The organism is Saccharopolyspora sp. 6V, assembly GCF_020176785.1.
Taxonomy (GTDB): Bacteria; Actinomycetota; Actinomycetes; order Mycobacteriales; family Pseudonocardiaceae; genus Saccharopolyspora_C; species Saccharopolyspora_C gregorii.
Map to the genome: position 1 here is coordinate 1 of NZ_JAIUKB010000013.1, position 20,197 is coordinate 20,197.

The following is a 20,197-nucleotide window of genomic DNA, read 5'->3' on the forward strand; positions in this document are numbered from 1 at the left end:
GTGCCCCCGTTCTCTGGTGGGTCTTTTCCGGGCCCCCGGCGCCCCCGGCCCCCCCCGGGGGGGGGGGTTTGGGTGGTGGGGGGGGGGGGGGCCCCCCCCCCCCCCCCCCCGGGGGGGGGGGGGGCGGTCGTTTTGCCACCCCCTCCGCCCAGGTGGTCCGGGATCGTCCGGGTTGCCGACCGCACCGGCCGCTGGTGGGGTGCACGAGGACATCGCGGCGTCGCCCGCGCGAAACCGGAGCGGGTGACCGCGCTCGGTAGCATCGTGCGCGGAGCTCGCGCTCCGCGATCGCGGCCGGCTTCCGGTGGGCGGGCGCGAGCGAACCCCTCCGGCCGGACCTCTCGGGGAGAACCATGGTGCCGAACGTCGTGCTCGTGACGGGCGTGAGCAGCTTCCTGGGCGGGCACCTCGCCGCGCGGCTCGCCGCCAACCCCGACATCGAACGCGTGCTGGGCGTGGACACCGCTCCGCCGCGTCCCGACCTGCGCCGTCGGATGGGGCGCACCGAGTTCGTGCGCGCCGACATCCGCAACCCGCTCATCGCGAAGGTCATCGCCGGTTCCGGCGTGGACACCGTGGTGCACGCGGCGGTGAACTCCCAGTCCGGTCCGGCGGGGCGGGCCGCGATGAAGGAGCTCAACGTCATCGGCACCATGCAGCTGCTGGCGGCCTGCCAGAAGGCCCCGGAGCTGCGCAGGCTGGTGGTCAAGTCGACCACCGCCGTCTACGGCGCCAGCCCGCGCGATCCCGCCGTGTTCTCCGAGGACATGGAGCCGAAGGACCTGCCCTCCTCCGGGTACGCGAAGGACGCCGGGGAGATCGAGGGCTACGTGCGCGGTTTCGGCAGGCGCCGGCCCGACGTGGACATCACCACGCTGCGCTTCACCCACCTCATCGGTCCGCGCATCGACGCCGACCTCACCCGCTACTTCGCGCTGCCGCTGGTGCCGACCGTGCTCGGCTACGACGCCCGGATGCAGCTGCTGCACTCCGAGGACGCGCTGGCCGTGCTGGAGAAGGCCACCACCCGTGCGCTGCCCGGCGTGTACAACGCGGGCGGCGACGGGGTGCTGATGCTCTCGCAGGCGATCCGCCGCGCCGGGCGGGTCGCGGTGCCGATCCCGCGGGCCGGGGTGCCCGCGGTGAGCCGGTTCTTCCGCGGCGCGCGGCTGGTCGACTTCTCCCCGGAGCAGATGCGGTTCTTGAACTTCGGGCGCGTCGTGGACACCACGAGGCTGCGGGAGAGCTTCGGCTTCACCCCGCGCTGGACCACGCAGCAGGCGTTCGACGACTTCGTGCGCGGCCGCGACCTGCAACCGGTGATCGACCCGGAGCAGGTCGTGGCGTGGGAGCGCGGTGTCGGCGCCCTGCTCGCCCGACTGCGGTGACCTTGACCAGACTGCGGCAACCAGGAGGCCAGATGGCGGACGCCCGAGTGATCCCGCTGCACCCGGCGGACCAGCGTCCCGGCGGTGCGCGGCCCGGCCCCGCCCCGCTGCCCGAGCCGGAGGAGCGCGAGGACGGCTGGGAGGACGCGGTCGCCGACGCGCTGGCCTTCGCCCGCCGCCGGCTGCTCGGCGACTACCAGGTCGACGAGTTCGGCTTCGACGAGGACCTCACCGACCACCTGGTGGTGCCGCCGCTGCGGCCGCTGTACGAGAAGTGGTTCCGGGTCGAGGCGATCGGGCTGGAGAACGTCCCCGACTCGGGCGCGCTCGTGGTCGCGAACCACTCGGGCACGCTGCCGCTGGACGCGCTGATGACGACGGTCGCGCTGCGCGACCACCACGACCCGGGCAGGCACCTGCGGATGCTCGGCGCGGACCTGGTGTTCCGGCTGCCGATGGTCGGTTCGCTGGCGCGCAAGGCCGGGCACACCCTGGCGTGCAACCCGGACGCGGAGCGGCTGCTGCGGGCCGGTGAGCTGGTCGGGGTGTGGCCGGAGGGCTTCAAGGGCGTCGGCAAGCCCTACCGGGACCGGTACAAGCTGCAGCGCTTCGGCCGCGGCGGGTTCGTGTCGGCGGCGATGCGGACCGGGGTGCCGATCGTGCCTTGCTCGATCGTCGGGGCCGAGGAGATCTACCCGAAGCTCGGCGACATCCGGCCGCTGGCGCGGCTGCTGGGGCTGCCGTACTTCCCGGTGACGCCGCTGTTCCCGCACTTCGGGCTGCTGGGTGCGGTGCCGCTGCCGTCGAAGTGGTACATCGAGTTCGGCGAGCCGGTGGAGACCGCCTCCTACGGGGAGGGCGCCGCCGACGACCCGATGGTCGTGTTCAGCCTCAGCGACCAGGTCCGCGAGATCATCCAGCAGACCCTCTACCGCCTGCTGGCCGGCCGCCAGAACGTCTTCCTGGGGTGAGCCGCCGGGCCGGTGGGCCGCCTCGTCAGGAGCGGTCGCGACGCCGGTAGGCGAGGCCCGCCGCGATGGCGCCCGCGACCGCGCTGGCGCCGAGCATCGACTGCGCGCCGATGCGGGCGGCCTTGCGCCCGGTGCGGAAGTCGCGGATCTCCCAGCCCCGGGACCGGGCGATGTCCCGCAGCCGCTGGTCCGGGTTGACCGCCACCGCGGTGCCCACCGCGGACAGCATCGGCACGTCGTTCGCCGAGTCCGAGTACGCGGTGCAGCGGCGCAGGTCCAGGCCTTCGCTGGCGGCCAGCGCGCGCACCGCGTGCGCCTTCGCCCGCCCGTGCAGCATCTCGCCGACCAGCCGTCCCGTGTAGACGCCGTCCACGTGCCCGGCCACGGTGCCCAGCGCACCGGTCAACCCGAGCCGCCGGGCGATGATCTGCGCCAGCTCCACCGGGGTCGCGGTCACCAGCCACACCCGCTGACCGGCGTCGAGGTGCATCTGGGCGAGGGCGCGGGTGCCCGCCCAGATGCGGTCGGACATCAGCTCGTCGTAGATCTCCTCGCTGAGCTCCACGAGCTCGGCGACCTTGCGCCCGGCGACGAACGACAGCGCCTGCTCCCGGCTGGCCTGCACGTCGTCGGCGTTCTCCCGGCCGCCGACGCGGAACTTCAGCTGCTGCCACGCGAACCCGGCGAGGTCGGAGGCGGTGAAGAACTTGCGGGCCGCCATGCCGCGGGCGAAGTGGAACAGCGAGGCGCCCATCATCATCGTGTTGTCCACGTCGAAGAAGGCGGCGGCGGTGAGGTCCGGCGGCGCGGTCAGCGACCCGCCCGGTTCCGCTCCCGCCACGGCCGCTTCGGCCGAGGCGCGGCCGGCGACCTTCGCGCTGTCGAACGAGCCCTCGGCGGGGTCCAGCGCGGACGGGGTCTCGCGCGGCTCGCCGTCCGGCGGGCCGAGCCGCTGCTCGGCCGCGTCCTCGCCTCCGGCATCCCGGTCGTGGCGCGCCGAGCCGCCGCGCTGTCGGCCGTCGTGGCCTGGGCCTTCGGCTGGGCCTGGACTTGTCGGCACCGCCGCGCCTCCCGGTCTTGCTCCGGCTGGATGTTGCTCGGGTTCGGGTCCTGGCGTACCAGGGTCGCTGAGCGGGGCGTTCCCGCCGGTGCGGCGACCCGGCCCAGCAAGGCCTCCAGCTTAGAGGCTCCCGCCCGGCGCGTTGGCGCGGTCCGCGCTGATCGGCCGGGACCGGCTTCGATCGGCCCGGGTCAGCGCAGGTCGTCGGGCAGCAGCTGGCCGAGGCGCCGCACGGCGCGGTGCTGCAGCGCTTTGACGGCGCCTTCGCCGCGCTGCATGCGCTGGGCGGTCTCGGTGACCGACAGGCCCTGCATGAACCGCAGCCGGATGCATTCGCGCTGGTCCGGGTTGAGCTGCCGCACGCAGCGCAGCAGCTCCTGCTGGGTGGCGGCGTCGAGCACGTGCTGCTCCGGGCCGCCGTGGTGCTGCGTTCGGTGCTGGGCGTCGGGGAGCTCGGGGATCGGCACTTCCAGCCGGGTCCGGCTGGACTTCACGTGGTCGAGCACCAGGTTCTTCGCGATGGTGATGAACCAGGCGGCGACGTCCCGGCCCTGGTAGCTGACGGTGGCGATGCGCCGCAGCGCCCGCAGGAAGGTCTCGCTGGTGATGTCCTCGGCGAGGCAGTGGTCGCTGATCCGGAACAGCACGTAGCGGTACACGACGGGCGAGTACTCGTCGTAGAGCCTGCCGAACGCGTCGAGGTCGCCGTTCTGGGCCGCGCTCACGTGCCGCCAGCTCTCGCCGGGCACGGGCGCCTCGGGCGCGGGCCGCGGTTCGGCGCGGGGGTGCGCGGGGCGGTGTGGCAGGTGCGCGGGCCGGGAGGGAGCCGGATGGACGGGGGTGGGCAGCGTGCTGAGCATTGTCTCGACCGACCTCCTGCCGTGGTGGTGACCCGTTCGCGGTGCTGCGCGAGCCGCGGATCACCGGGGGCGTGCTGGTCTGGTGCTGTGAAGTGGAACCAGGTGGTTCCGCCGGAGCATACGTGTTGTTACTCATAAGTAGGTAGTGCTCCGAGGTTTCGGATTCATCGCGGTTGCCCCGCCGCCCCCCGACGCGGTTGAGTGATGTCGAACACCCCCGGCCGCGGACGCGCCGCGGGGACGGCGATGGAGGTGCGCCATGTCGACCGAAGCGTGCCCGCCCCCGGTCACCGGCCGGACCGGCGCCACCGCGCCCGACGTCAACCTGGCCGACCTCGTGCGCGCCGCCGCCGAGCGCGGACCCGGCCACCCCGCGCTGATCGACCTCGCCGGGCACCGGATGAGCTGGTCCGAGCTGGACGCCGCCTGCACCGGTTACGGGTGGCGGCTGCGGGAGGCCGGCGTGCGGCCCGGGGACCGGGTGGCGCTGGCGCTGCCCACCGGGTTCGAGTTCTGCGTCGCGCTGTTCGCCGCGTTCCGGGCCGGCGCCGTCGCCGTGCCGCTGCCGCCCTCGGCGCCCGCGCCGGAGCTGCGCCGCGTCCTCGACGACAGCGGCGCCGCGCTGCTCGTCCGCGGCGGTGCTCCGGCGGGCACCGCCGTCCGCGACCTCGGCGGCATCGCCGAGCTCGACCCGCCGACCGGCGAGGAGCGCGCCGAGCAGGAGCTGCCGCGGGAACCCGCCGACCTCGCCGTGCTCTGCTACACCTCCGGCACCTCCGGGCCGGCGCGCGGCGCGATGCTGCCGCACGCGGCGCTGCTGGCGAACGTGCACCAGTGCGGGCGGCTGCGCCCGATGCCGGTCAACGCCGCCGACCGGGTGCTGCTCGCGCTGCCGATGTACCACGCCTTCGGCCTCGGCCCCGGCATGTTGCAGGTCGCCGCCGTCGGCGCCACCGCCGTGCTGCTGCCGCGCTTCGACGCCGAGGAGGCGCTGACCGCGATCTCGCGGCACCGGGTCACCGGCGTGGTGGGCGTGCCGCCGATGTACCGCGAGTGGCTGCGGCTGGAACCCCACCGGCTCCGCGAGGGCCTGTCCACGGTGCGGCTGCTGACCTCCGGCGCGGCCCCGCTGGGCGCCGACGTGGCGAGCGCGGTGCGCTCCGCGACCGGGCTGGACGTGTTCGAGGGCTACGGCCTCACCGAGACCGGGCCGGTGCTGACCACCACGCTCGCCGGGGGCCGGGCCAAACCGGGATCGGTGGGCCGCGCGCTGCCGGGCGTGCAGCTGCGGCTCGTGGACACCGACGGCTCCCCGATCGACGAGGCCGACGGCGACACCGGCCGGGTGTCGGTGCGCGGGGCGAACCTGTTCCGCGGCTACTGGCCGGACGCGGCGCACGGACCGGACCAGGACGGCTGGTTCCGCACCGGCGACGTCGGCTACTTCGACGCCGACGGCGACCTGCACCTGGTGGACCGCGCCACCGACCTGATCATCGTGAACGGCTTCAACGTGTACCCGCGGGAGGTGGAGGCGGTGCTCGCCGAACTGCCCGGTGTCGTCGAATCCGCCGTGGTCGGCGTGCCCGACGAGGCGCGCGGCGAGGCGGTCCGGGCCGTCGTCGTCGCCGGCCCCGGAGCCGAGCTCACCGAGGACTCGGTGCGGGCGCACTGCGCGGCCCGGCTCGCCAAGTTCAAGGTCCCCGTCGAGGTCGGCTTCGCCCCCGAGCTCCCGCACTCGCCGACCGGCAAGATCGCCCGCCGCACGCTCCGCACCCCGCCGGCCTGACCGGTCCCGCTACCTTGGGGGCAGGTCCGCTGGAGGAGGTCGGAAGTGCCGGGAACCGGGGAATCGGGGCAGCACGCGGTGACGCTGCTGGTGCGCGAGCAGTGCCACCTGTGCGACGAGGCGCTCGCCGCCGTCCGCGAGGTGTGCGCCGAGTTCGACGTGCCGTGGGCGATCGAGGACGTGGACGCCGACCCCGAGCAGCGCGCCGAGTACGGCGACCGGGTGCCGGTCGTCCTGGTGGACGGCGTCGAGCACGGTTACTGGAAGGTCGAACCCGCCCGGCTCCGCGCCGCGCTCAGCCGCTGACCCGCCGTGCACCGGCCCGGTGCCGACCGGTGTGTCGTTTCGCACCGGGCGGCGGGCCGGGAGGTCGGCTGCGCGGCGGAAAACGCCTCGGAAGCCGCGCGATGACACCGATATCGTCGCTCTGACCAGCCGTTTTGGCTGGCGGGGGGCGCATCCGACATCATGGTGCGGGGTGGTCCGGCGGCCGCTGGTGCGGACGTCGGGGAACTTTGTGCATGTCTTCACAAATGGCTACGGTGGAGTTCGAGCCGTGTCATCGAGGTCGGCGGTTCGCACCCCGTTTCCACTCCGGTGCGCCGCTCGGCCGGCGAGCGCGGCGGACGAGCAGCACCAAGTCAGGTCGAGGGAGAGCCAGTGACGGCCCACGGAGAGGGCGAACGGGACGAGGCCGGGCAGCCGGCGGACGTCCCGTCCGGGTCAGGGTCACCCGCCGAATCCATCGCGGTCCCCGCCGCCCGGGAACGGGCGCGGGCCATTCCGGAAGCGGCCGTCGCACGCCTCGCGGTGTACCTGCGCGTGCTGTCCGGCCTCGAAGAGCGCGGCACCGGCACCGTGTCCAGCGAAGAGCTCGCCGCCTTCGCCGGGGTGAACTCGGCGAAGCTGCGCAAGGACCTGTCCTACATCGGCTCCTACGGCACCCGCGGCGTCGGCTACGACGTGGCGGTGCTGATCGGCCAGATCGAGCGGACGCTCGGGCTCACCAAGAAGCACCGCGTCGCCGTGGCCGGCATCGGGAACCTGGGGCACGCGCTCGCCAACTACGGCGGCTTCCTGAACCGGGGCTTCCCGGTGGCCGCGCTGTTCGACCTCGACCCCGACCTGCTGGACGTGCCGGTCGGCGGCATCCCGGTCAGCTCCGTCGACGACATCGTCGAGGTCTGCCGCGAGCGCGAGGTCACCATCGGCGTCATCGCCACGCCCACCGAGGGGGCGCAGGACGTCTGCGATCGCCTCGTCGAAGGCGGCGTGGTGTGCATCCTGAACTTCGCCCCGGTCGTCCTGCAGGTCCCCGAGCACGTCGAGGTGCGCAAGGTCGACCTGGCCGTGGAGATGCAGATCCTGTCCTTCCACGTCGCGCGCCGGAACCAGGAGGCGATGGTGGTGCCCGGCGTGGCCGGCACCGACGCCGGTCCGCCGGGCGGCGGGACGAACGGGAACGGGAACTCCGATTCCGCGCCGGAGCGCGGTGATGTGGACGGGATGGTGGTTCGGCCGTGAACCTGCTCACCGTCGGGCTCTCCCACCGGAGCGCCCCGGTACGGGTGCTGGAGAGGGTCGCGATCGGCGCCGACGAGGTCGGCAAGGTCCTCGACGAGCTGCTCGGCCGTCCGCACATCAGCGAGGCCTTCCTGGTCTCCACCTGCAACCGCGTCGAGGTGTACGCGGTCGCCGAGACCTTCCACGGCGGGCTGAACGACGTGACCGAGGTGCTGGCCCGCAAGGCCGGGGCCGAGGTCGCCGAGCTCGCCGACCACTTCTACGTGCACTACGCCGGTGCCGCGGTGGAGCACCTGTTCTCCGTGGCCGCCGGGCTGGACTCGATGGTCGTCGGCGAGGCGCAGATCCTCGGCCAGCTGCGGCAGGCCTACGGCGTCGCCGACCAGGCCGGCACCGTCGGGCGCACGCTGCACGAGCTGGCGCAGCAGGCGCTGCGCGTCGGCAAGCGGGTGCACGCCGAGACCGAGATCGACGCCGCCGGTGCCTCGGTGGTCTCCGAGGCCCTCTCCGACGCCGAAGCGCTGCTGGGCGGTGTCGCCGGGAAGCGCGCGCTGCTCGTCGGCGCGGGCTCCATGGGCGGCTTGGCGGCCGCGCAACTGCGCCGCGCCGGGATCGGCTCCGTGGTCATCGCCAACCGCACCGCCGCCAACGGCGCCCGGCTCGCCGAGTCGCTGCGCGCCGAGGGCATCCCGGCGGACGCGGTGGAGCTCGCGGGGCTCGGCTCCGCGATCGCCGCCGCCGACCTCGTGGTGACCTGCACCGGAGCCGTCGGTGCCGTGATCACCGAGGACGTCGTGGCCGACGCGGTGCGGGACCGGGACGACAGCGGCCAGCCGCTGCTGTTCTGCGACCTGGGGCTGCCGCGGGACACCGCGCCCGAGGTCGCCGAGCTGCCCGGCGTCGCCGTCGTCGACCTGGAGACCCTGCAAGCGCGGCTCACCGCGCAGCGCGGCGGCAGCGAATCCGACCGCGCCGCGGCGATCGTCGCCGACGAGCTGCGCGGCTACCTCGCCTCGCAGCGCTCCGCCGAGGTCACCCCGACGGTCACGGCGCTGCGCAAGCGCGCCGCCGAGGTCGTCGACTCCGAACTCCTGCGGCTGGACTCGCGGCTGCCCGAACTGGACGGACCGGTGCGCGACGAGCTGTCCCGCACGGTGCGCCGCGTCGTGGACAAGCTGCTGCACGCACCCACGGTCCGGGTGAAGGAACTGGCATCCGTTCCCGGCGGCTCCGGTTACGCCGAGGCGCTGCGGGAACTCTTCGAACTGGACCCGCAGGCGCCGACCGCGATCCGCACGCCCCGCTCCGCGGAGGACGTGCCGGTGACCGGCGCGCACTCGGCGCAGGCGCTGCTGCGGGACCCCCTCGCCCAGGACGGGGCGGAACAGGACGGTGAAGACCGGTGAACAAGACGCTGCGCATCGGCACGCGCGGCAGCGCGCTCGCGATGGCCCAGACCGGGATGGTCGCCGAGCAGCTGGAAGCCGCGGGCTACCCCACCCAGCTCGTCGAGGTGGCCACGCCCGGCGACCGCTCGATGGCGCCGATCGCCGAGATCGGCGTGGGCGTGTTCACCTCGGCGCTGCGCGAGGCCCTCGCCAACGGCGAGGTCGACGTCGCCGTGCACTCCTACAAAGATCTGCCGACCGAACAAGACCCCCGGCTGTCGCTGGCCGCAGTCCCGGTCCGCGAGGACCCGCGGGACGCGCTGGTGGCGCGGGACGGTCTGACGCTCGGTGAACTGCCCCCGGGCTCCCTCGTGGGAACCGGTTCGCCGCGCCGCGCCAGCCAGCTGGAGGCCCTCGGCCTCGGCCTGGAGGTGCGCGGCATCCGCGGCAACGTGGACACCCGCCTGCGCAAGGTGACCGACGGTGAGCTGGACGCCGTCGTGCTCGCCCGCGCCGGGCTGGCCAGAGTCGGCCGGCTCGCGGTGATCACGGAATCGCTCGATCCACTCCAGATGCTGCCCGCGCCCGCCCAGGGCGCGCTGGCTGTGGAATGCCGCGTCGACGACGTGGACACCGAGCACCTGCTCCAGTCCGTTCTGGACGACCAGGCCAGCCGCGCCGCGGTGGCCGCCGAGCGCGCCATGTTGGCTGCGCTGGAGGCAGGCTGCAGTGCGCCGATCGGCGCGCTGGCCGAAGTGGTGGAGGACCTCGACGAGGACGGGCGCGTGGCGCAGCGGCTGTCCGTTCGCGGGGTCATGGCGACCGACGAGAACCGCCTGGTGCGCGCCTCCGCCACTGGTGAGACGACCGCCGCAGAGCAGTTGGGCCTGGCCTTGGCCGCCGAGCTGCTCGATGCCAGGGACGCTTTGCTCAGCGGTCCCGGTAGTAGTTGATGGAGAGTGCGCTGATGACACGCAAGAGCCCCGGACGGGTCGCATTCGTGGGCTCCGGCCCAGGGGATGCGGGCCTGCTCACCGTTCGGGCCCGGTACTTGCTCACCACCGCGTCGCTGGTGGTGACCGACCCCGACGTGCCGGCCGACGTGCTGGCGCTGGCCGCCGACGGCGCCGAGTCGCGCCCGGCGGCGGGGGAACCCGCCGAGGTCGCGCAGGACCTGGCGAAGGAGGCCGACACCGGCCGCTCGGTGGTCCGGCTCGTCGCCGGTGATCCGATGACGGTGGACGCCGTGGTCCGGGAGGTCCGCGAGGTCGCCAAGACCGGTGCGGCCTTCGACGTGGTCCCCGGCGTGTCCCCGGGCAGCGCGGTCCCCGCTTACGCGGGAGTCGCGCTCGGCGCCGGGCACACCGAGGTCGACGTGCGCGGCGAGGTGGACTGGGCGGCGCTGGCCGCCGCCCCCGGCGCGCTGGTGCTGCACACCACGGGCAGCCACCTGGCCGAGGCCGCTTCGGCGCTGATGGAGCACGGCCTGACCGCGCAGACCCCGGTGGCGGTGACCTCCTCCGGCACCACGGTCTCGCAGCGCACCATCGACACGACGCTGGCCTCGCTGCCCGCCGACGCCGGTGAGCTGCAGGGCCAGCTGGTCGTGACGATCGGTTCGGTCGTGGGCGACCGCTCGGGCCTGTCCTGGTGGGAGTCCCGGGCGCTGTACGGCTGGAAGATCCTGGTGCCGCGCACCAAGGAGCAGGCCGGTTCGATGAGCGAGCGGCTCTGGTCGCACGGCGCCGTCTCGCACGAGGTGCCGACGATCTCGGTGGAGCCGCCGCGCAGCCCCGCGCAGATGGAGCGCGCGGTGAAGGGCCTCGTCGACGGCCGCTACCAGTGGGTGGTGTTCACCTCCACGAACGCGGTCCGCGCGGTGTGGGAGAAGTTCCGCGAGTTCGGGCTGGACGCCCGCGCGTTCTCCGGTGTGAAGATCGCCTGCGTGGGCGAGTCCACCGCGGAGAAGGTGCGCTCGTTCGGCATCACGCCGGAGCTGCTGCCCTCGGGCGACCAGTCCAGCGAGGGCCTGCTGCAGGACTTCCCGCCGCACGACGACATCCTGGACCCGGTGGACCGGGTGCTGCTGCCGCGGGCGGACATCGCCACCGAGACGCTGGCCGCCGGACTGCGCGAGCGCGGCTGGGAGATCGACGACGTGACGGCCTACCGCACGGTCCGGGCCGCGCCGCCGCCGGCCGAGACCCGCGAGATGATCAAGACCGGCGGGTTCGACGCGGTGTGCTTCACCTCCTCGTCGACGGTCCGGAACCTGGTCGGCATCGCGGGCAAGCCGCACGCGCGGACCCTGGTGGCCTGCATCGGCCCGAACACGGCCGAGACCGCCAAGGAGTTCGGCCTGCGGGTGGACGTGCAGCCGGAACTGGCGCAGGTGCCCGCTTTGGTGGACGCGCTCGCCGAGCACGCCGCCCGGCTGCGCGCCGAAGGTGCGCTGCCGCCGCCGAAGAAGGCGAAGCGGGCGCGCCGCAGCTGAGCCGAGTGGCCCGGATCTCGTTGACCACGGGGTCCGGGCCACCGCCGTCTCCCGCCCTGGCAGGCTCACGGGGGAGGAATCGGACACCCGGCGCGGGTGCCCGCCCGAAGATCAATCCGAGCGGGTGGCCGCCCGCGGCCGCCCCTCCTCGCCACGAGGGAGCTCGTCGATGTACCCGTCGCACCGCCCGCGCAGGCTGCGCCGCACCCCCGCCGTCCGGCGGCTGGTCGCCGAGACGAGCGTGGAGCCGCGGCACCTGGTGCTGCCGATGTTCGTGCGGGAAGGCCTGGCCGAACCGGTCGAGATCAGCTCCATGCCGGGCGTCGTGCACCACAGCCGCGATTCGCTGCGCCGCGCCGCGTCCGAAGCGGTCGCCGCGGGCGTCGGCGGCCTGATGCTGTTCGGCGTGCCCGCCGAGCACGACGCCACCGGCTCCGGCGCCGTCGACCCGGACGGCATCCTCAACACCGGGCTGCGCGACCTGGCCGCCGAGGTCGGCGACGCGACCGTGATCATGGCCGACACCTGCCTGGACGAGTTCACCGACCACGGCCACTGCGGCGTGCTCGACGAGAACGGCGTGGTGGACAACGACCGCACCCTGCAGGTGTACGGCGAGATGGCCGTCGCGCAGGCCGAAGCGGGCGCCCACGTGATCTCCCCCAGCGGGATGATGGACGGGCAGGTCGGCGTCATCCGGGAATCGCTCGACGTCACCGGCTTCGAGGACACCTCGATCCTCGCCTACTCCGCGAAGTACGCCTCCGCCTTCTACGGCCCGTTCCGGGAGGCGGTGGACTCGCAGCTCAGCGGGGACCGCAACACCTACCAGCAGGACCCGGCGAACGGTCGCGAAGGGCTCCGCGAGGCGGACCTGGACCTCGCCGAGGGCGCCGACATGGTGATGGTGAAGCCCGCCATGTCCTACCTGGACGTGCTGCGGGACGTGGCCGGGCTGGCCGACGTGCCGGTCGCCGCATACCAGGTGTCCGGCGAGTACGCGATGATCGAGGCCGCGGTGGCCCGCGGCTGGCTGGACCGCAAGCGCACCGTCCAGGAGACGCTGACCTCCATCCGCCGCGCCGGTGCCGACGTGGTGCTCACCTACTGGGCCACCGAAGCCGCGCAGTGGTACCGGGAGAGCTTGGGGATCCGGTGACGCACCCGCAGCACCCCGACCGCGTCGGCGGCACCGGCGAGGGAGCGACCGCCGAACGCCCGCCGCTGCCCACCCCGCTCAACATCGCCCGCTGGCTGTGGATCGCCGCCGCGCTGCTCGGCCTGGTCCGGGCGTACGTGCGGCTCAGCGACCGGCGCGCGCTCGCGACCGAGCTCCGCACCGCGCTGCCGGACCTGTCGCAGACGCAGCTCGACGACCAGATCAACGCGCTGATCATGTTCGACCTGCTGTACCTGTTGGCGGTGCTGGCGCTGTACGTGTCGCTGTCGCTGCGGATGACGCAGGGCAAGAACTGGGCGCGGGTGGTGCTCACCGTGTTCGCCGGGTTCGGCGCGTTCGGCACGCTGGGCACCCTGCTGCTGATGTCCAGCATCGGGCAGGCGGAGCTGCTGCGGATCACCCAGGTGCGGGTGGAGACCTCGGACGTGGTCTTCGGCGTGCTGGTGACCGCGCTGGAGCTGGCCGCGCTGGTGCTGATGTACCTGCCGGAGACGAACCGGTACTTCCGGGCGACCCGGCGGCCGCGGCCCCCGCAGCAGTGGGCACCGCCACCGCCGGGGCCGTTCCTGCGCTGACCTCTGGTCTCCGAACTCTTGCCGCGTAGCACCGGGGTGGCGGAACCCCAGCGGGATTCTCGCTGCCGGATCTTTGTCCCGAGTGGCTCCGCCACGAGGGAAAAGGCCGTCCTCGCGAGAGTCCCGCTGAGAGCCCGCGGGTGGTCGTTCTGCGTGGGTGGTCGGCGGCTCAGCCGGCTCCGCCGCTGAGGAGCGAATCGGCACGAACCGCCTGGCCGGTTCGGTGGCGGGTGGCGGGCCTTCGCCCGGATCGTCCGCTCTGGGGGCTTCGTCGCGGCGCCGGACGGCGTGCGTGATCTAGGCTCGATGACGTGACAGCCTCGCAGGACCCGGACCGGCAGGACCAGGGCGGCCAGCCCGCGGCGCAGCAGCACCCGCCGACCGGTGGCCTGCTGCCCGACTCCGAGGTGTCCGGCGGCCGGATCACCGGCACCCGGCCCGCCGCGCCCGGTGCCGCGCCGCAGCCCGAGCCGTTCACCTCGCCACCGCTGCGGCCCGTCGCGTTCGGCGGCACGGCGGGGCAGGTGTGGGTGGGCACGTCCCCCGTCCGCAGGCCGCGCGCGGTGTCCGCGGCCTGCCTGCTCGGCATCGCCGACGTGGTGATCGCGTTCGTGATCCTCGGCGTGCGGCTGGCCACCACCGACGACCTGATCGTGCAGGCGATGGGCGAGGCCGACTCGTTCCTGCCGAACGACGGCGACATCTCCGGCGTGTACTACGGCGTCGCCACCGGGATGATCGTGTTCTACGCGCTGCTGGCCGCCGTGTGGGGGCTGCTCGTGCTGTTCCTGCGGCGCGGCCGCGGCTGGGCCCGGGTGGCGCTCACCTCCGTCGCGTTCGTGTGGGCGGTGTCGACGCTGCTGTCGCTGGTCGGCACCCGTTCGCACGGGCCGCTGCTGACCGGTCTGGAGGTCGCGCAGGCGGTGGCGCTGGTGGCGACGCTGGTGTGCATGCACCTGCCCTCGACCCGGGACCACTTCAGCGGCAGCTGATCACCACCCGCTGTTTCCGGTGAACCCGGTGGACAGCGATCTCGCCCGATTCCTACTGTTCGGGAGTGACGTCACCGCCCGATCCCCGGCACGGTCCGCAGGCCCCGGCCGCACCGCCGCTCGGTCCACCGCCGGAACCCGCTCCGCCGCCCGCCCGGCCCGGGACCGTGGTGGCCGCGTTCTGGCTCGCGGTCCTGGCGCCGCTGCTGGTCACCGCGCTGCACGCGGTGGGCTCGGTGCTGGCGCGGGGCTTCCTGGCCGACGCGGTCGGCGCGGATGATCCGGAGGTCGCCGCGGCGGTGGCCGGGATCGGGGCGGTCGTCTTCGTCGTCGCGGTGCTGGTGATGGTCGCGCTGACCGCGCTGTGGATCGCCTTCGGGTTCGCGCTGCGGGCCGGGCGCGGCTGGGCGCGGGTCGTGCTCAGCACCTTCGCCGGGATCTGGGTCTTCTACTCGGTGGGCGGCCTGGTCACCGGCGAGCCCGCCCTCGCCGTTCCCGCGGGGGTGGTGGCGCTCGGCCACGCGCAGAACGCCGTCGGGCTGCTGGCGATGCTCGCGTTCCTGGTGCTGGTGCGGCTGCCCGCGTCGAACCGGTACTTCCGGCCCGCCGGGTCCGGGCGGTGAGCGGGCCGCCCGGGTCGGTCCGCGCCGCGGTCGGGCTGTGGTCGGCGCTGGCCGCGTTCCTGCTCGTGCAGACCGCGTTCTCCTGGGCGGACCGGGACGCGCTGCGGCGGCGGCTCGTCGAAGCGGGTGCGGCCGCGCCGGACCGGGCGGATGCCGCGGCGCTGGACCTGCTGCTGCTCAACACCGGCCTCGCCGTCGTGTTCGCCGCGGGTTACGCGCTGGCGGGGGTGCTGATCCGCGGGCGCAGGCCGTGGGCCAGGATCGGGGTCTGCGTGCTGCTGGTGGTGCAGGTCGTGACGGTGCTCGGCAGCCGCTCGTTCGCGGCGGCCGACCTGATCGTGCTGGTGCTCGGCGGCGCCGCGGCCTGGTGCAGTTGGACGACGTCCAGTACGGAGTGGGTGACCGGCGAGCATGAGTGATGCCGACAGCGGCCCGGTGCTCTACGCCGAGCCCGGATCGACCTGGTGGCCGGTGCTGTGGGGGCCGGGGTTCGCGCTGACCGGGCTGGTCGTCGAACTGCTCACCCCCGGCGGGGTGAACCTGCCGGTGTGGATCCTGCTGGCCGGTGCGCTGGCGGTCGCCACCGTGCTGTGGGTGTACGCCCGCCGCCGCGCGCTGGCGGTCCGGTTGACGCCCGAGGTGCTGACCGTGGGCCGCGAGGACCTGCCGGTGCAGCGGATCGCGGCGATCACCGACGTGGGCGCCCCGCTGGGCACCCGGGTCCTCGGCGGCGGCTTCACCCCGCCGAAGGGCACCGGGGAGATCCCGCTGCGGTTATCCGACGACGCGGTCGTGCTGGCCTGGGCGAAGGACCCGGCCACGCTGCTCGACGAGCTGCGCCCGCTGCTGCCGGAGAGCTGACCGGCCCGGAGAGCCGGTGCCGTGCGCGGCCCGGTGCGTGAGACGCTTTCGCCGTGACGTTCCCGGAACCGTGGTCGGCCGACGAGCCGATGCTCAGCGAGAACACCGCGGACGCGCCCGAACCCCGCGGCGGGCTGGCGCAGCCGTGGCGGGCCGTGGTGGCGGCCGTCGAACTTGTGCTCGCCGTCGCCCTGGTCGTGGCCGCCTGGTGGCTGTGGGACCGGTCGCAGCTGGTGGTGGAGGTGCCCGGGGCGACCGGGCTGCCGATGCGCTCGACGAGGATCTTCGGCGACCGGGCGGCGCTCGGCATCGCCGCCCCGACGCTCGCCGCGGTGCTGCTGGTGGACGCCGTCCGCCAGCTGATGCTGGCCTGGGCGGTCCGCCGCTCCCGAGCCCGCCGGGACTGACCGGAACGGCGGGTGGCGGAGCCACTCGTGAAATCGATCCCGCAGTGCGGGGGCCGCTGAGGCTCCGCCACCCGTTCCCCTGCTCAGCGGGACCACGCCCCACCGAAGGTTCCGGGTCGGCCTGTCAGACTGGGGGAGTGACAGCCGAAACTCCTGGCGGTACCAGTCCGCACACCACGACCAGGTCGGCGGAGCTGTTCGACCGAGCGCTCACCGTGACGCCGGGCGGCGTCAACTCCCCGGTGCGGGCCTTCCGGTCCGTCGGCGGCACCCCGCGGTTCATGGTCCGCGGCGAGGGCGCCTACCTGTGGGACGCCGACGGCAACGAGTACGTCGACCTCGTGTCCTCCTGGGGCCCGATGGTCAACGGGCACGCGCACCCCGACGTCGTCGAGGCGGTGCGGGCGGCCGCGGTGGACGGCCTGTCCTTCGGCACCCCGGGCGTCGGCGAGATCGACCTCGCCGCCGAGATCATCCGCCGGGTCGAGCCGGTGGAGCAGGTGCGGCTGGTGAACTCCGGCACCGAGGCGACGATGAGCGCGGTGCGGCTGGCGCGCGGCTTCACCGGCCGCAGCAAGATCGTGAAGTTCGCCGGTTGCTACCACGGGCACGTCGACTCGCTGCTCGCCGACGCCGGATCCGGCGTGGTGACGCTCGGCCTGCCCACCAGCCCCGGAGTGACCGGCGCGCAGGCCGCGGACACCGTGGTGCTGCCGTACAACGACGTGGACGCGGTGCGCGAGGCGTTCGCCGAGTTCGGCGACCAGATCGCCTGCGTCATCACCGAGGCCGCCGCGGGCAACATGGGCGCGGTCGCCCCGCAGCCCGGGTTCAACGCCGCGCTGCGCGAGATCACCCGCTCGGCGGGCGCACTGCTGATCATGGACGAGGTGATGACCGGGTTCCGCGTGTCCGCCGCGGGCTGGTTCGGCCTCGACGGCGTCGCGGGCGACCTCTACACCTTCGGCAAGGTCATGTCCGGTGGCCTGCCCGCCGCCGCGTTCGGCGGGCGCGCCGACGTGATGGAGCTGCTCGCCCCGTCCGGTCCCGTCTACCAGGCGGGAACCCTGGCCGGGAACCCGGTGGCCGTCGCCGCCGGGCTGGCGAACCTGCGGGCCGCCGACGACGCCACCTACGCGGCGCTGGACCGGAACGCGGCGCGCCTCGGCGACCTGCTCGGCTCCGCGCTCGCCGAGGCCGGCGTGCCGCATCGGGTGTCGTTCGCGGGCAACCTGGTCAGCGTGTTCTTCACCGAATCGCCGGTGGTGGACTTCGAGCAGGCCCGGGCCCAGCAGGCGTGGCGCTTCCCGGCCTTCTTCAACGCGTTCCTGGATCGCGGCGTGTACCCGCCGCCGAGCGCCTTCGAGTCGTGGTTCGTGAACTCGGCGATGGACGAGGCCGCGTTCGAGCGGATCGCGGACGCCGCCCCGCACGCCGCGGCCGCTGCCGCCGCGGCCGAGGAGCCCGCGGCATGACCAAGACGATCGTGCACTTCTTGCGCCACGGCGAAGTGCACAACCCGGAGAAGATCCTCTACGGCAGGCTCCCCGGCTACCGGCTCTCGGACCGCGGCCAGGAGCAGGCGAAGCTGGTCGCCGACTTCCTCGCCGGCCGCGACGTGCGGCACGTGGTGGCCTCCCCGCTGCAGCGCGCGCAGGAGACGGCCGCCCCCATCGGCGCCGGGTTCGGCCTGGACGTGGACACCGACGACCGGCTGATCGAGTCGGCGAACCGGTTCGAGGGCCTGCGAGTGTCCGTCGGCGACGGCGCGCTGCGCTCCCCGCAGCACTGGCCGAAGCTGCGCAACCCGTTCGAGCCGTCCTGGGGCGAGCCGTACGTGGAGATCGCGCACCGCATGCTCGGCGCCGCGCAGCGCGCCCGCGCCGCCGCCGAGGGCAGCGAGGCGGTGTGCGTGTCCCACCAGCTGCCGATCTGGACGCTGCGCCGGTTCGTCGAGGGCAAGCGCATGTGGCACGACCCGCGCAGCAGGCAGTGCTCGCTGGCCTCGCTGACGAGCCTGGTGTTCCGGGACGAGCAGCTGGTGCGCGTCGCCTACGTGGAACCCGCCGGGGAGACCGATCCGCGGGTGACCGGGGCATGAGGCGGCTGCTGGCCCGCGCGGCGCTGTCGGTGGCGGTGCTCGGCCTGCTCGGCGGCTGCGCCACGGCGGGCAAGGACGCCGTCGAGCAGGGCACCGAGTTCACCTTCGTCTCGCCGGGCGGGCAGACCCGCATCTTCTACCCGGAGGCGGAGCGGCAGAAGCTGACGAAGCTCAGCGGCGACAGCCTCCTGGAGGAGGGGAAGCGGATCGGCCTCTCCGACTACGAGGGGAAGGTCGTGGTGGTGAACCTGTGGGGTTCCTGGTGCGGCCCGTGCCGCGCCGAGGCCGACGACCTGCAGGCCGTGCAGGACAAGACGGGGCCGCAGGGCGTGCAGGTGCTGGGCGTCGACGTGCGGGACAGCCGTTCCGCGGCCGCGGATTTCCACCGCGACCGGAGTTTGACGTATCCCTCGATTTTCGATCCGTCCGGTCGTTCGCTGTTGTCGTTGAAGAACTATCCGCGCAGCGCCGTGCCGTCCACGATCATTCTGGATCGGCAGCACCGGGTCGCGGCGGTTTTCCTCACGGAAATGTTGGAGAGCGAACTGCTGCCGGAAGTGCAGAAGGTGGCGGCCGAACCGGCGGCGTGACCCTTTCCACGAGCCCGCATTCGTGCGCATTCCCGGCGGGTTCGTGGGTTTTCGGCGAGCCGGTTCCGGCCCGTTGCTCCGGGACGAGGACGCGACGTCCGCCCGTTCGGAGCAGCCGCTGGGCCGAACGGTGCTCGTCCGCGTCCGGTGGTGGCAGCGCGCCCGCCGCCGTCCGGTCGAGCCCCTCAGCGCCTGCGCCGGGCCAGCACCCGCCAGCAGTCCATGCACGTGCCCTGCCGCACCCACTCGTGCTCGGTGCGGTCGTGCAGCTCGGTCGCGGCGGCCTCCACCCCGCAGTACGAGGTCACGGGGCATCGCGGGTCGGCGTCGAGCGCGCTGGCGGCGAAGGCGTGGCGCCCCGCCGGAACGGGCCGCCACACGTAGGTGAGGCCGTGCTGCGCGGGCATCGCGTGGACTCCATTCCTCCGGTGTCGTCTGCCGAGAATGAGACCCGCCTCGACACTCGAATGGCAATGCGCTTCACCGAATCGAGCGATGGCACGGCTTCGGCGGAGGAAATAGGTTCCTGCTATGACCAGTGTTCGAGCGCGGGGCCTGGGCGCTGAGATCCGCGAACTCCGCAAAGCGGCCGGATTGCGATTGGAACATCTCGCGCACCGATGCGGGTGGTCGCGAGCGACCTTGGGCCGAATCGAATCGGGGGAACGGGTGCCGAGCGAAGGCGAACTCGCCGCGCTGCTCGACACCCTCGACGTGGCCGGTTCCGAGCGCACGCGGCTGTTCGAGCTCGTCAACGCGGCCACCGAGGCGCGCTGGTGGGAGGCCGGGTACGCCGGCATGCCCAGCGCGCTGACCGCCCTGATCGACTTCGAGCGGCTCGCCACCAAGATCACCGATGTGGCGCTGGCGCTGGTGCCCGGACTGCTGCAGACCCCGGACTACACGCGGGCGGTGCTCAGCGCGGGCGGCGTGCGGGACGCCGACCTGGAGTCCCGGGTCGCGCTGCGGCTCGGCAGGCAGGGCGTGCTCACCCGGGAGGAACCGGCGCGGCTGCACGCCTACCTGGACGAGTCGGTGGTGCACCGGCCCGTCGGCGGACACCGGGTGATGTCCGACCAGCTGCGCCACCTGGTGCGCATCGGGCGTCGGCCGAACGTCTCGGTCCGGGTGATCCCGTTCGCGGCGGGCGCGTACGCGGAGCTCAACGGCAGCCAGCTGATCCTGGAGTTCGCCCGGCAGCGTCCGGTGGTGCACCTGGAGCAGCGGCGGCGCGGGGCCTTCCTGGAAGCACCCGCCGACACCGCCCCGTTCCTCGACGCCGCCGCCCGGCTGCCGGTCCTGGCACTCGACGAAGCGGAGTCCGCGGCCCTGATCGCGGACGTGGCAGGCGCGATGGAACGGGAATGTGAGCGCGACGGTGCGTTGGCGTAAGT

At 73.8% G+C, this 20,197-nt stretch carries 22 protein-coding genes; 19 read left to right on the top strand and 3 right to left on the bottom strand.

From position 1 onward, the window contains the following. The first annotated feature begins 353 nt into the window (after window positions 1-353). Together LCD35_RS02350 and LCD35_RS02355 are read left to right on the top strand one after the other, a co-directional pair. Window positions 354-1,388: an NAD-dependent epimerase/dehydratase family protein gene (locus LCD35_RS02350; protein WP_224962039.1), complete on the top strand. Its 1,035-nt coding sequence runs from the start codon at window positions 354-356 to the stop codon at window positions 1,386-1,388. A 32-nt stretch (window positions 1,389-1,420) separates the two neighbouring features. Further along, entirely contained in the window at window positions 1,421-2,359 is a 939-nt protein-coding gene (locus LCD35_RS02355; RefSeq protein WP_224962041.1) for a lysophospholipid acyltransferase family protein, read from the top strand. A gap of 25 nt (window positions 2,360-2,384) precedes the next feature. On the opposite strand, the gene LCD35_RS02360 is transcribed toward LCD35_RS02355, so the two are convergent. Continuing rightward, window positions 2,385-3,266, bottom strand: coding sequence for an HAD family phosphatase (locus LCD35_RS02360; RefSeq protein ID WP_224962043.1), 882 nt, complete (start codon window positions 3,264-3,266; stop codon window positions 2,385-2,387). Between the two features lie 344 nt (window positions 3,267-3,610). Further along, the gene (locus LCD35_RS02365) at window positions 3,611-4,279 is read right to left on the bottom strand and encodes a sigma-70 family RNA polymerase sigma factor (RefSeq protein WP_225043645.1); all 669 of its coding nucleotides are present in this window, start codon (window positions 4,277-4,279) and stop codon (window positions 3,611-3,613) included. 259 nt (window positions 4,280-4,538) lie between these two features. Here LCD35_RS02365 and LCD35_RS02370 point away from each other — a divergent pair, with 259 nt between their 5' ends. The 16 genes from LCD35_RS02370 (at window position 4,539) to LCD35_RS02445 (ending at window position 18,803) form a co-directional block, all read left to right on the top strand. After that, complete coding sequence (locus tag LCD35_RS02370; protein ID WP_224957001.1) at window positions 4,539-6,068, top strand: AMP-binding protein; 1,530 nt, start codon at window positions 4,539-4,541, stop codon at window positions 6,066-6,068. Window positions 6,069-6,113: 45 nt separating this feature from the next. Then, the gene (locus tag LCD35_RS02375) at window positions 6,114-6,374 is read left to right on the top strand and encodes a glutaredoxin family protein (protein ID WP_224957000.1); all 261 of its coding nucleotides are present in this window, start codon (window positions 6,114-6,116) and stop codon (window positions 6,372-6,374) included. A gap of 354 nt (window positions 6,375-6,728) precedes the next feature. After that, on the top strand, window positions 6,729-7,592 hold the full coding sequence (locus LCD35_RS02380; RefSeq protein ID WP_374108023.1) for a redox-sensing transcriptional repressor Rex: 864 nt from the start codon (window positions 6,729-6,731) through the stop codon (window positions 7,590-7,592). Further along, the gene (locus LCD35_RS02385; RefSeq protein ID WP_224956999.1) at window positions 7,589-8,998 is read left to right on the top strand and encodes a glutamyl-tRNA reductase; all 1,410 of its coding nucleotides are present in this window, start codon (window positions 7,589-7,591) and stop codon (window positions 8,996-8,998) included. Before LCD35_RS02380 ends, LCD35_RS02385 begins: the two co-directional genes overlap by 4 nt. Then, window positions 8,995-9,933: a hydroxymethylbilane synthase gene (hemC, locus tag LCD35_RS02390; RefSeq protein WP_224956998.1), complete on the top strand. Its 939-nt coding sequence runs from the start codon at window positions 8,995-8,997 to the stop codon at window positions 9,931-9,933. Before LCD35_RS02385 ends, hemC begins: the two co-directional genes overlap by 4 nt. A gap of 14 nt (window positions 9,934-9,947) precedes the next feature. Continuing rightward, entirely contained in the window at window positions 9,948-11,474 is a 1,527-nt protein-coding gene (locus LCD35_RS02395) for a bifunctional uroporphyrinogen-III C-methyltransferase/uroporphyrinogen-III synthase (RefSeq protein WP_224956997.1), read from the top strand. Window positions 11,475-11,643: 169 nt separating this feature from the next. Continuing rightward, complete coding sequence (gene hemB / locus LCD35_RS02400; RefSeq protein ID WP_224968258.1) at window positions 11,644-12,633, top strand: porphobilinogen synthase; 990 nt, start codon at window positions 11,644-11,646, stop codon at window positions 12,631-12,633. Then, a complete protein-coding gene (locus LCD35_RS02405) occupies window positions 12,630-13,229 on the top strand; it encodes a hypothetical protein (RefSeq protein WP_224956995.1) in 600 nt (199 codons plus the stop codon). Before hemB ends, LCD35_RS02405 begins: the two co-directional genes overlap by 4 nt. 311 nt (window positions 13,230-13,540) lie before the next feature. After that, complete coding sequence (locus LCD35_RS02410) at window positions 13,541-14,221, top strand: hypothetical protein (RefSeq protein WP_224968256.1); 681 nt, start codon at window positions 13,541-13,543, stop codon at window positions 14,219-14,221. 65 nt (window positions 14,222-14,286) lie between these two features. Beyond that, entirely contained in the window at window positions 14,287-14,844 is a 558-nt protein-coding gene (locus LCD35_RS02415) for a hypothetical protein (protein ID WP_225043646.1), read from the top strand. After that, window positions 14,841-15,263, top strand: coding sequence for a hypothetical protein (locus tag LCD35_RS02420; RefSeq protein WP_224956992.1), 423 nt, complete (start codon window positions 14,841-14,843; stop codon window positions 15,261-15,263). Before LCD35_RS02415 ends, LCD35_RS02420 begins: the two co-directional genes overlap by 4 nt. Further along, window positions 15,256-15,705, top strand: a complete 450-nt coding sequence (locus LCD35_RS02425) for a DUF3093 family protein (protein ID WP_224968254.1) — start codon at window positions 15,256-15,258, stop codon at window positions 15,703-15,705. Before LCD35_RS02420 ends, LCD35_RS02425 begins: the two co-directional genes overlap by 8 nt. Before the next feature lie 53 nt (window positions 15,706-15,758). Continuing rightward, a complete protein-coding gene (locus tag LCD35_RS02430; RefSeq protein WP_224956990.1) occupies window positions 15,759-16,112 on the top strand; it encodes a hypothetical protein in 354 nt (117 codons plus the stop codon). Window positions 16,113-16,249: 137 nt separating this feature from the next. Then, window positions 16,250-17,587: a glutamate-1-semialdehyde 2,1-aminomutase gene (gene hemL / locus LCD35_RS02435; RefSeq protein ID WP_224956989.1), complete on the top strand. Its 1,338-nt coding sequence runs from the start codon at window positions 16,250-16,252 to the stop codon at window positions 17,585-17,587. Further along, the gene (locus LCD35_RS02440) at window positions 17,584-18,213 is read left to right on the top strand and encodes a histidine phosphatase family protein (protein WP_224956988.1); all 630 of its coding nucleotides are present in this window, start codon (window positions 17,584-17,586) and stop codon (window positions 18,211-18,213) included. The genes hemL and LCD35_RS02440 overlap by 4 nt, the downstream gene beginning before the upstream one ends. Continuing rightward, window positions 18,210-18,803, top strand: a complete 594-nt coding sequence (locus LCD35_RS02445; protein ID WP_225043647.1) for a TlpA disulfide reductase family protein — start codon at window positions 18,210-18,212, stop codon at window positions 18,801-18,803. The genes LCD35_RS02440 and LCD35_RS02445 overlap by 4 nt, the downstream gene beginning before the upstream one ends. Before the next feature lie 185 nt (window positions 18,804-18,988). Here the strand turns inward: LCD35_RS02445 and LCD35_RS02450 are convergent, their stop codons facing one another. Beyond that, on the bottom strand, window positions 18,989-19,210 hold the full coding sequence (locus LCD35_RS02450; protein ID WP_224956984.1) for a hypothetical protein: 222 nt from the start codon (window positions 19,208-19,210) through the stop codon (window positions 18,989-18,991). 124 nt (window positions 19,211-19,334) lie between these two features. On the opposite strand from LCD35_RS02450, the gene LCD35_RS02455 reads away from it, so the two are divergent. After that, window positions 19,335-20,195 (top strand): helix-turn-helix transcriptional regulator, encoded by an 861-nt coding sequence (locus LCD35_RS02455; protein ID WP_224956982.1) that lies wholly within the window; start codon window positions 19,335-19,337, stop codon window positions 20,193-20,195. Window positions 20,196-20,197: the final 2 nt, after the last annotated feature.

Coding starts and splice junctions, on each gene's coding strand:
- LCD35_RS02350 (WP_224962039.1), top strand. CDS start 354: ATGGTGCCGAACGTCGTGCTCGTGACGGGCGTGAGCAGCTTCCTGGGC.
- LCD35_RS02355 (WP_224962041.1), top strand. CDS start 1,421: ATGGCGGACGCCCGAGTGATCCCGCTGCACCCGGCGGACCAGCGTCCC.
- LCD35_RS02365 (WP_225043645.1), bottom strand. CDS start 4,279: ATGCTCAGCACGCTGCCCACCCCCGTCCATCCGGCTCCCTCCCGGCCC.
- LCD35_RS02370 (WP_224957001.1), top strand. CDS start 4,539: ATGTCGACCGAAGCGTGCCCGCCCCCGGTCACCGGCCGGACCGGCGCC.
- LCD35_RS02395 (WP_224956997.1), top strand. CDS start 9,948: ATGACACGCAAGAGCCCCGGACGGGTCGCATTCGTGGGCTCCGGCCCA.
- hemB (WP_224968258.1), top strand. CDS start 11,644: ATGTACCCGTCGCACCGCCCGCGCAGGCTGCGCCGCACCCCCGCCGTC.
- LCD35_RS02425 (WP_224968254.1), top strand. CDS start 15,256: ATGAGTGATGCCGACAGCGGCCCGGTGCTCTACGCCGAGCCCGGATCG.
- LCD35_RS02440 (WP_224956988.1), top strand. CDS start 17,584: ATGACCAAGACGATCGTGCACTTCTTGCGCCACGGCGAAGTGCACAAC.
- LCD35_RS02445 (WP_225043647.1), top strand. CDS start 18,210: ATGAGGCGGCTGCTGGCCCGCGCGGCGCTGTCGGTGGCGGTGCTCGGC.
- LCD35_RS02450 (WP_224956984.1), bottom strand. CDS start 19,210: ATGCCCGCGCAGCACGGCCTCACCTACGTGTGGCGGCCCGTTCCGGCG.
- LCD35_RS02455 (WP_224956982.1), top strand. CDS start 19,335: ATGACCAGTGTTCGAGCGCGGGGCCTGGGCGCTGAGATCCGCGAACTC.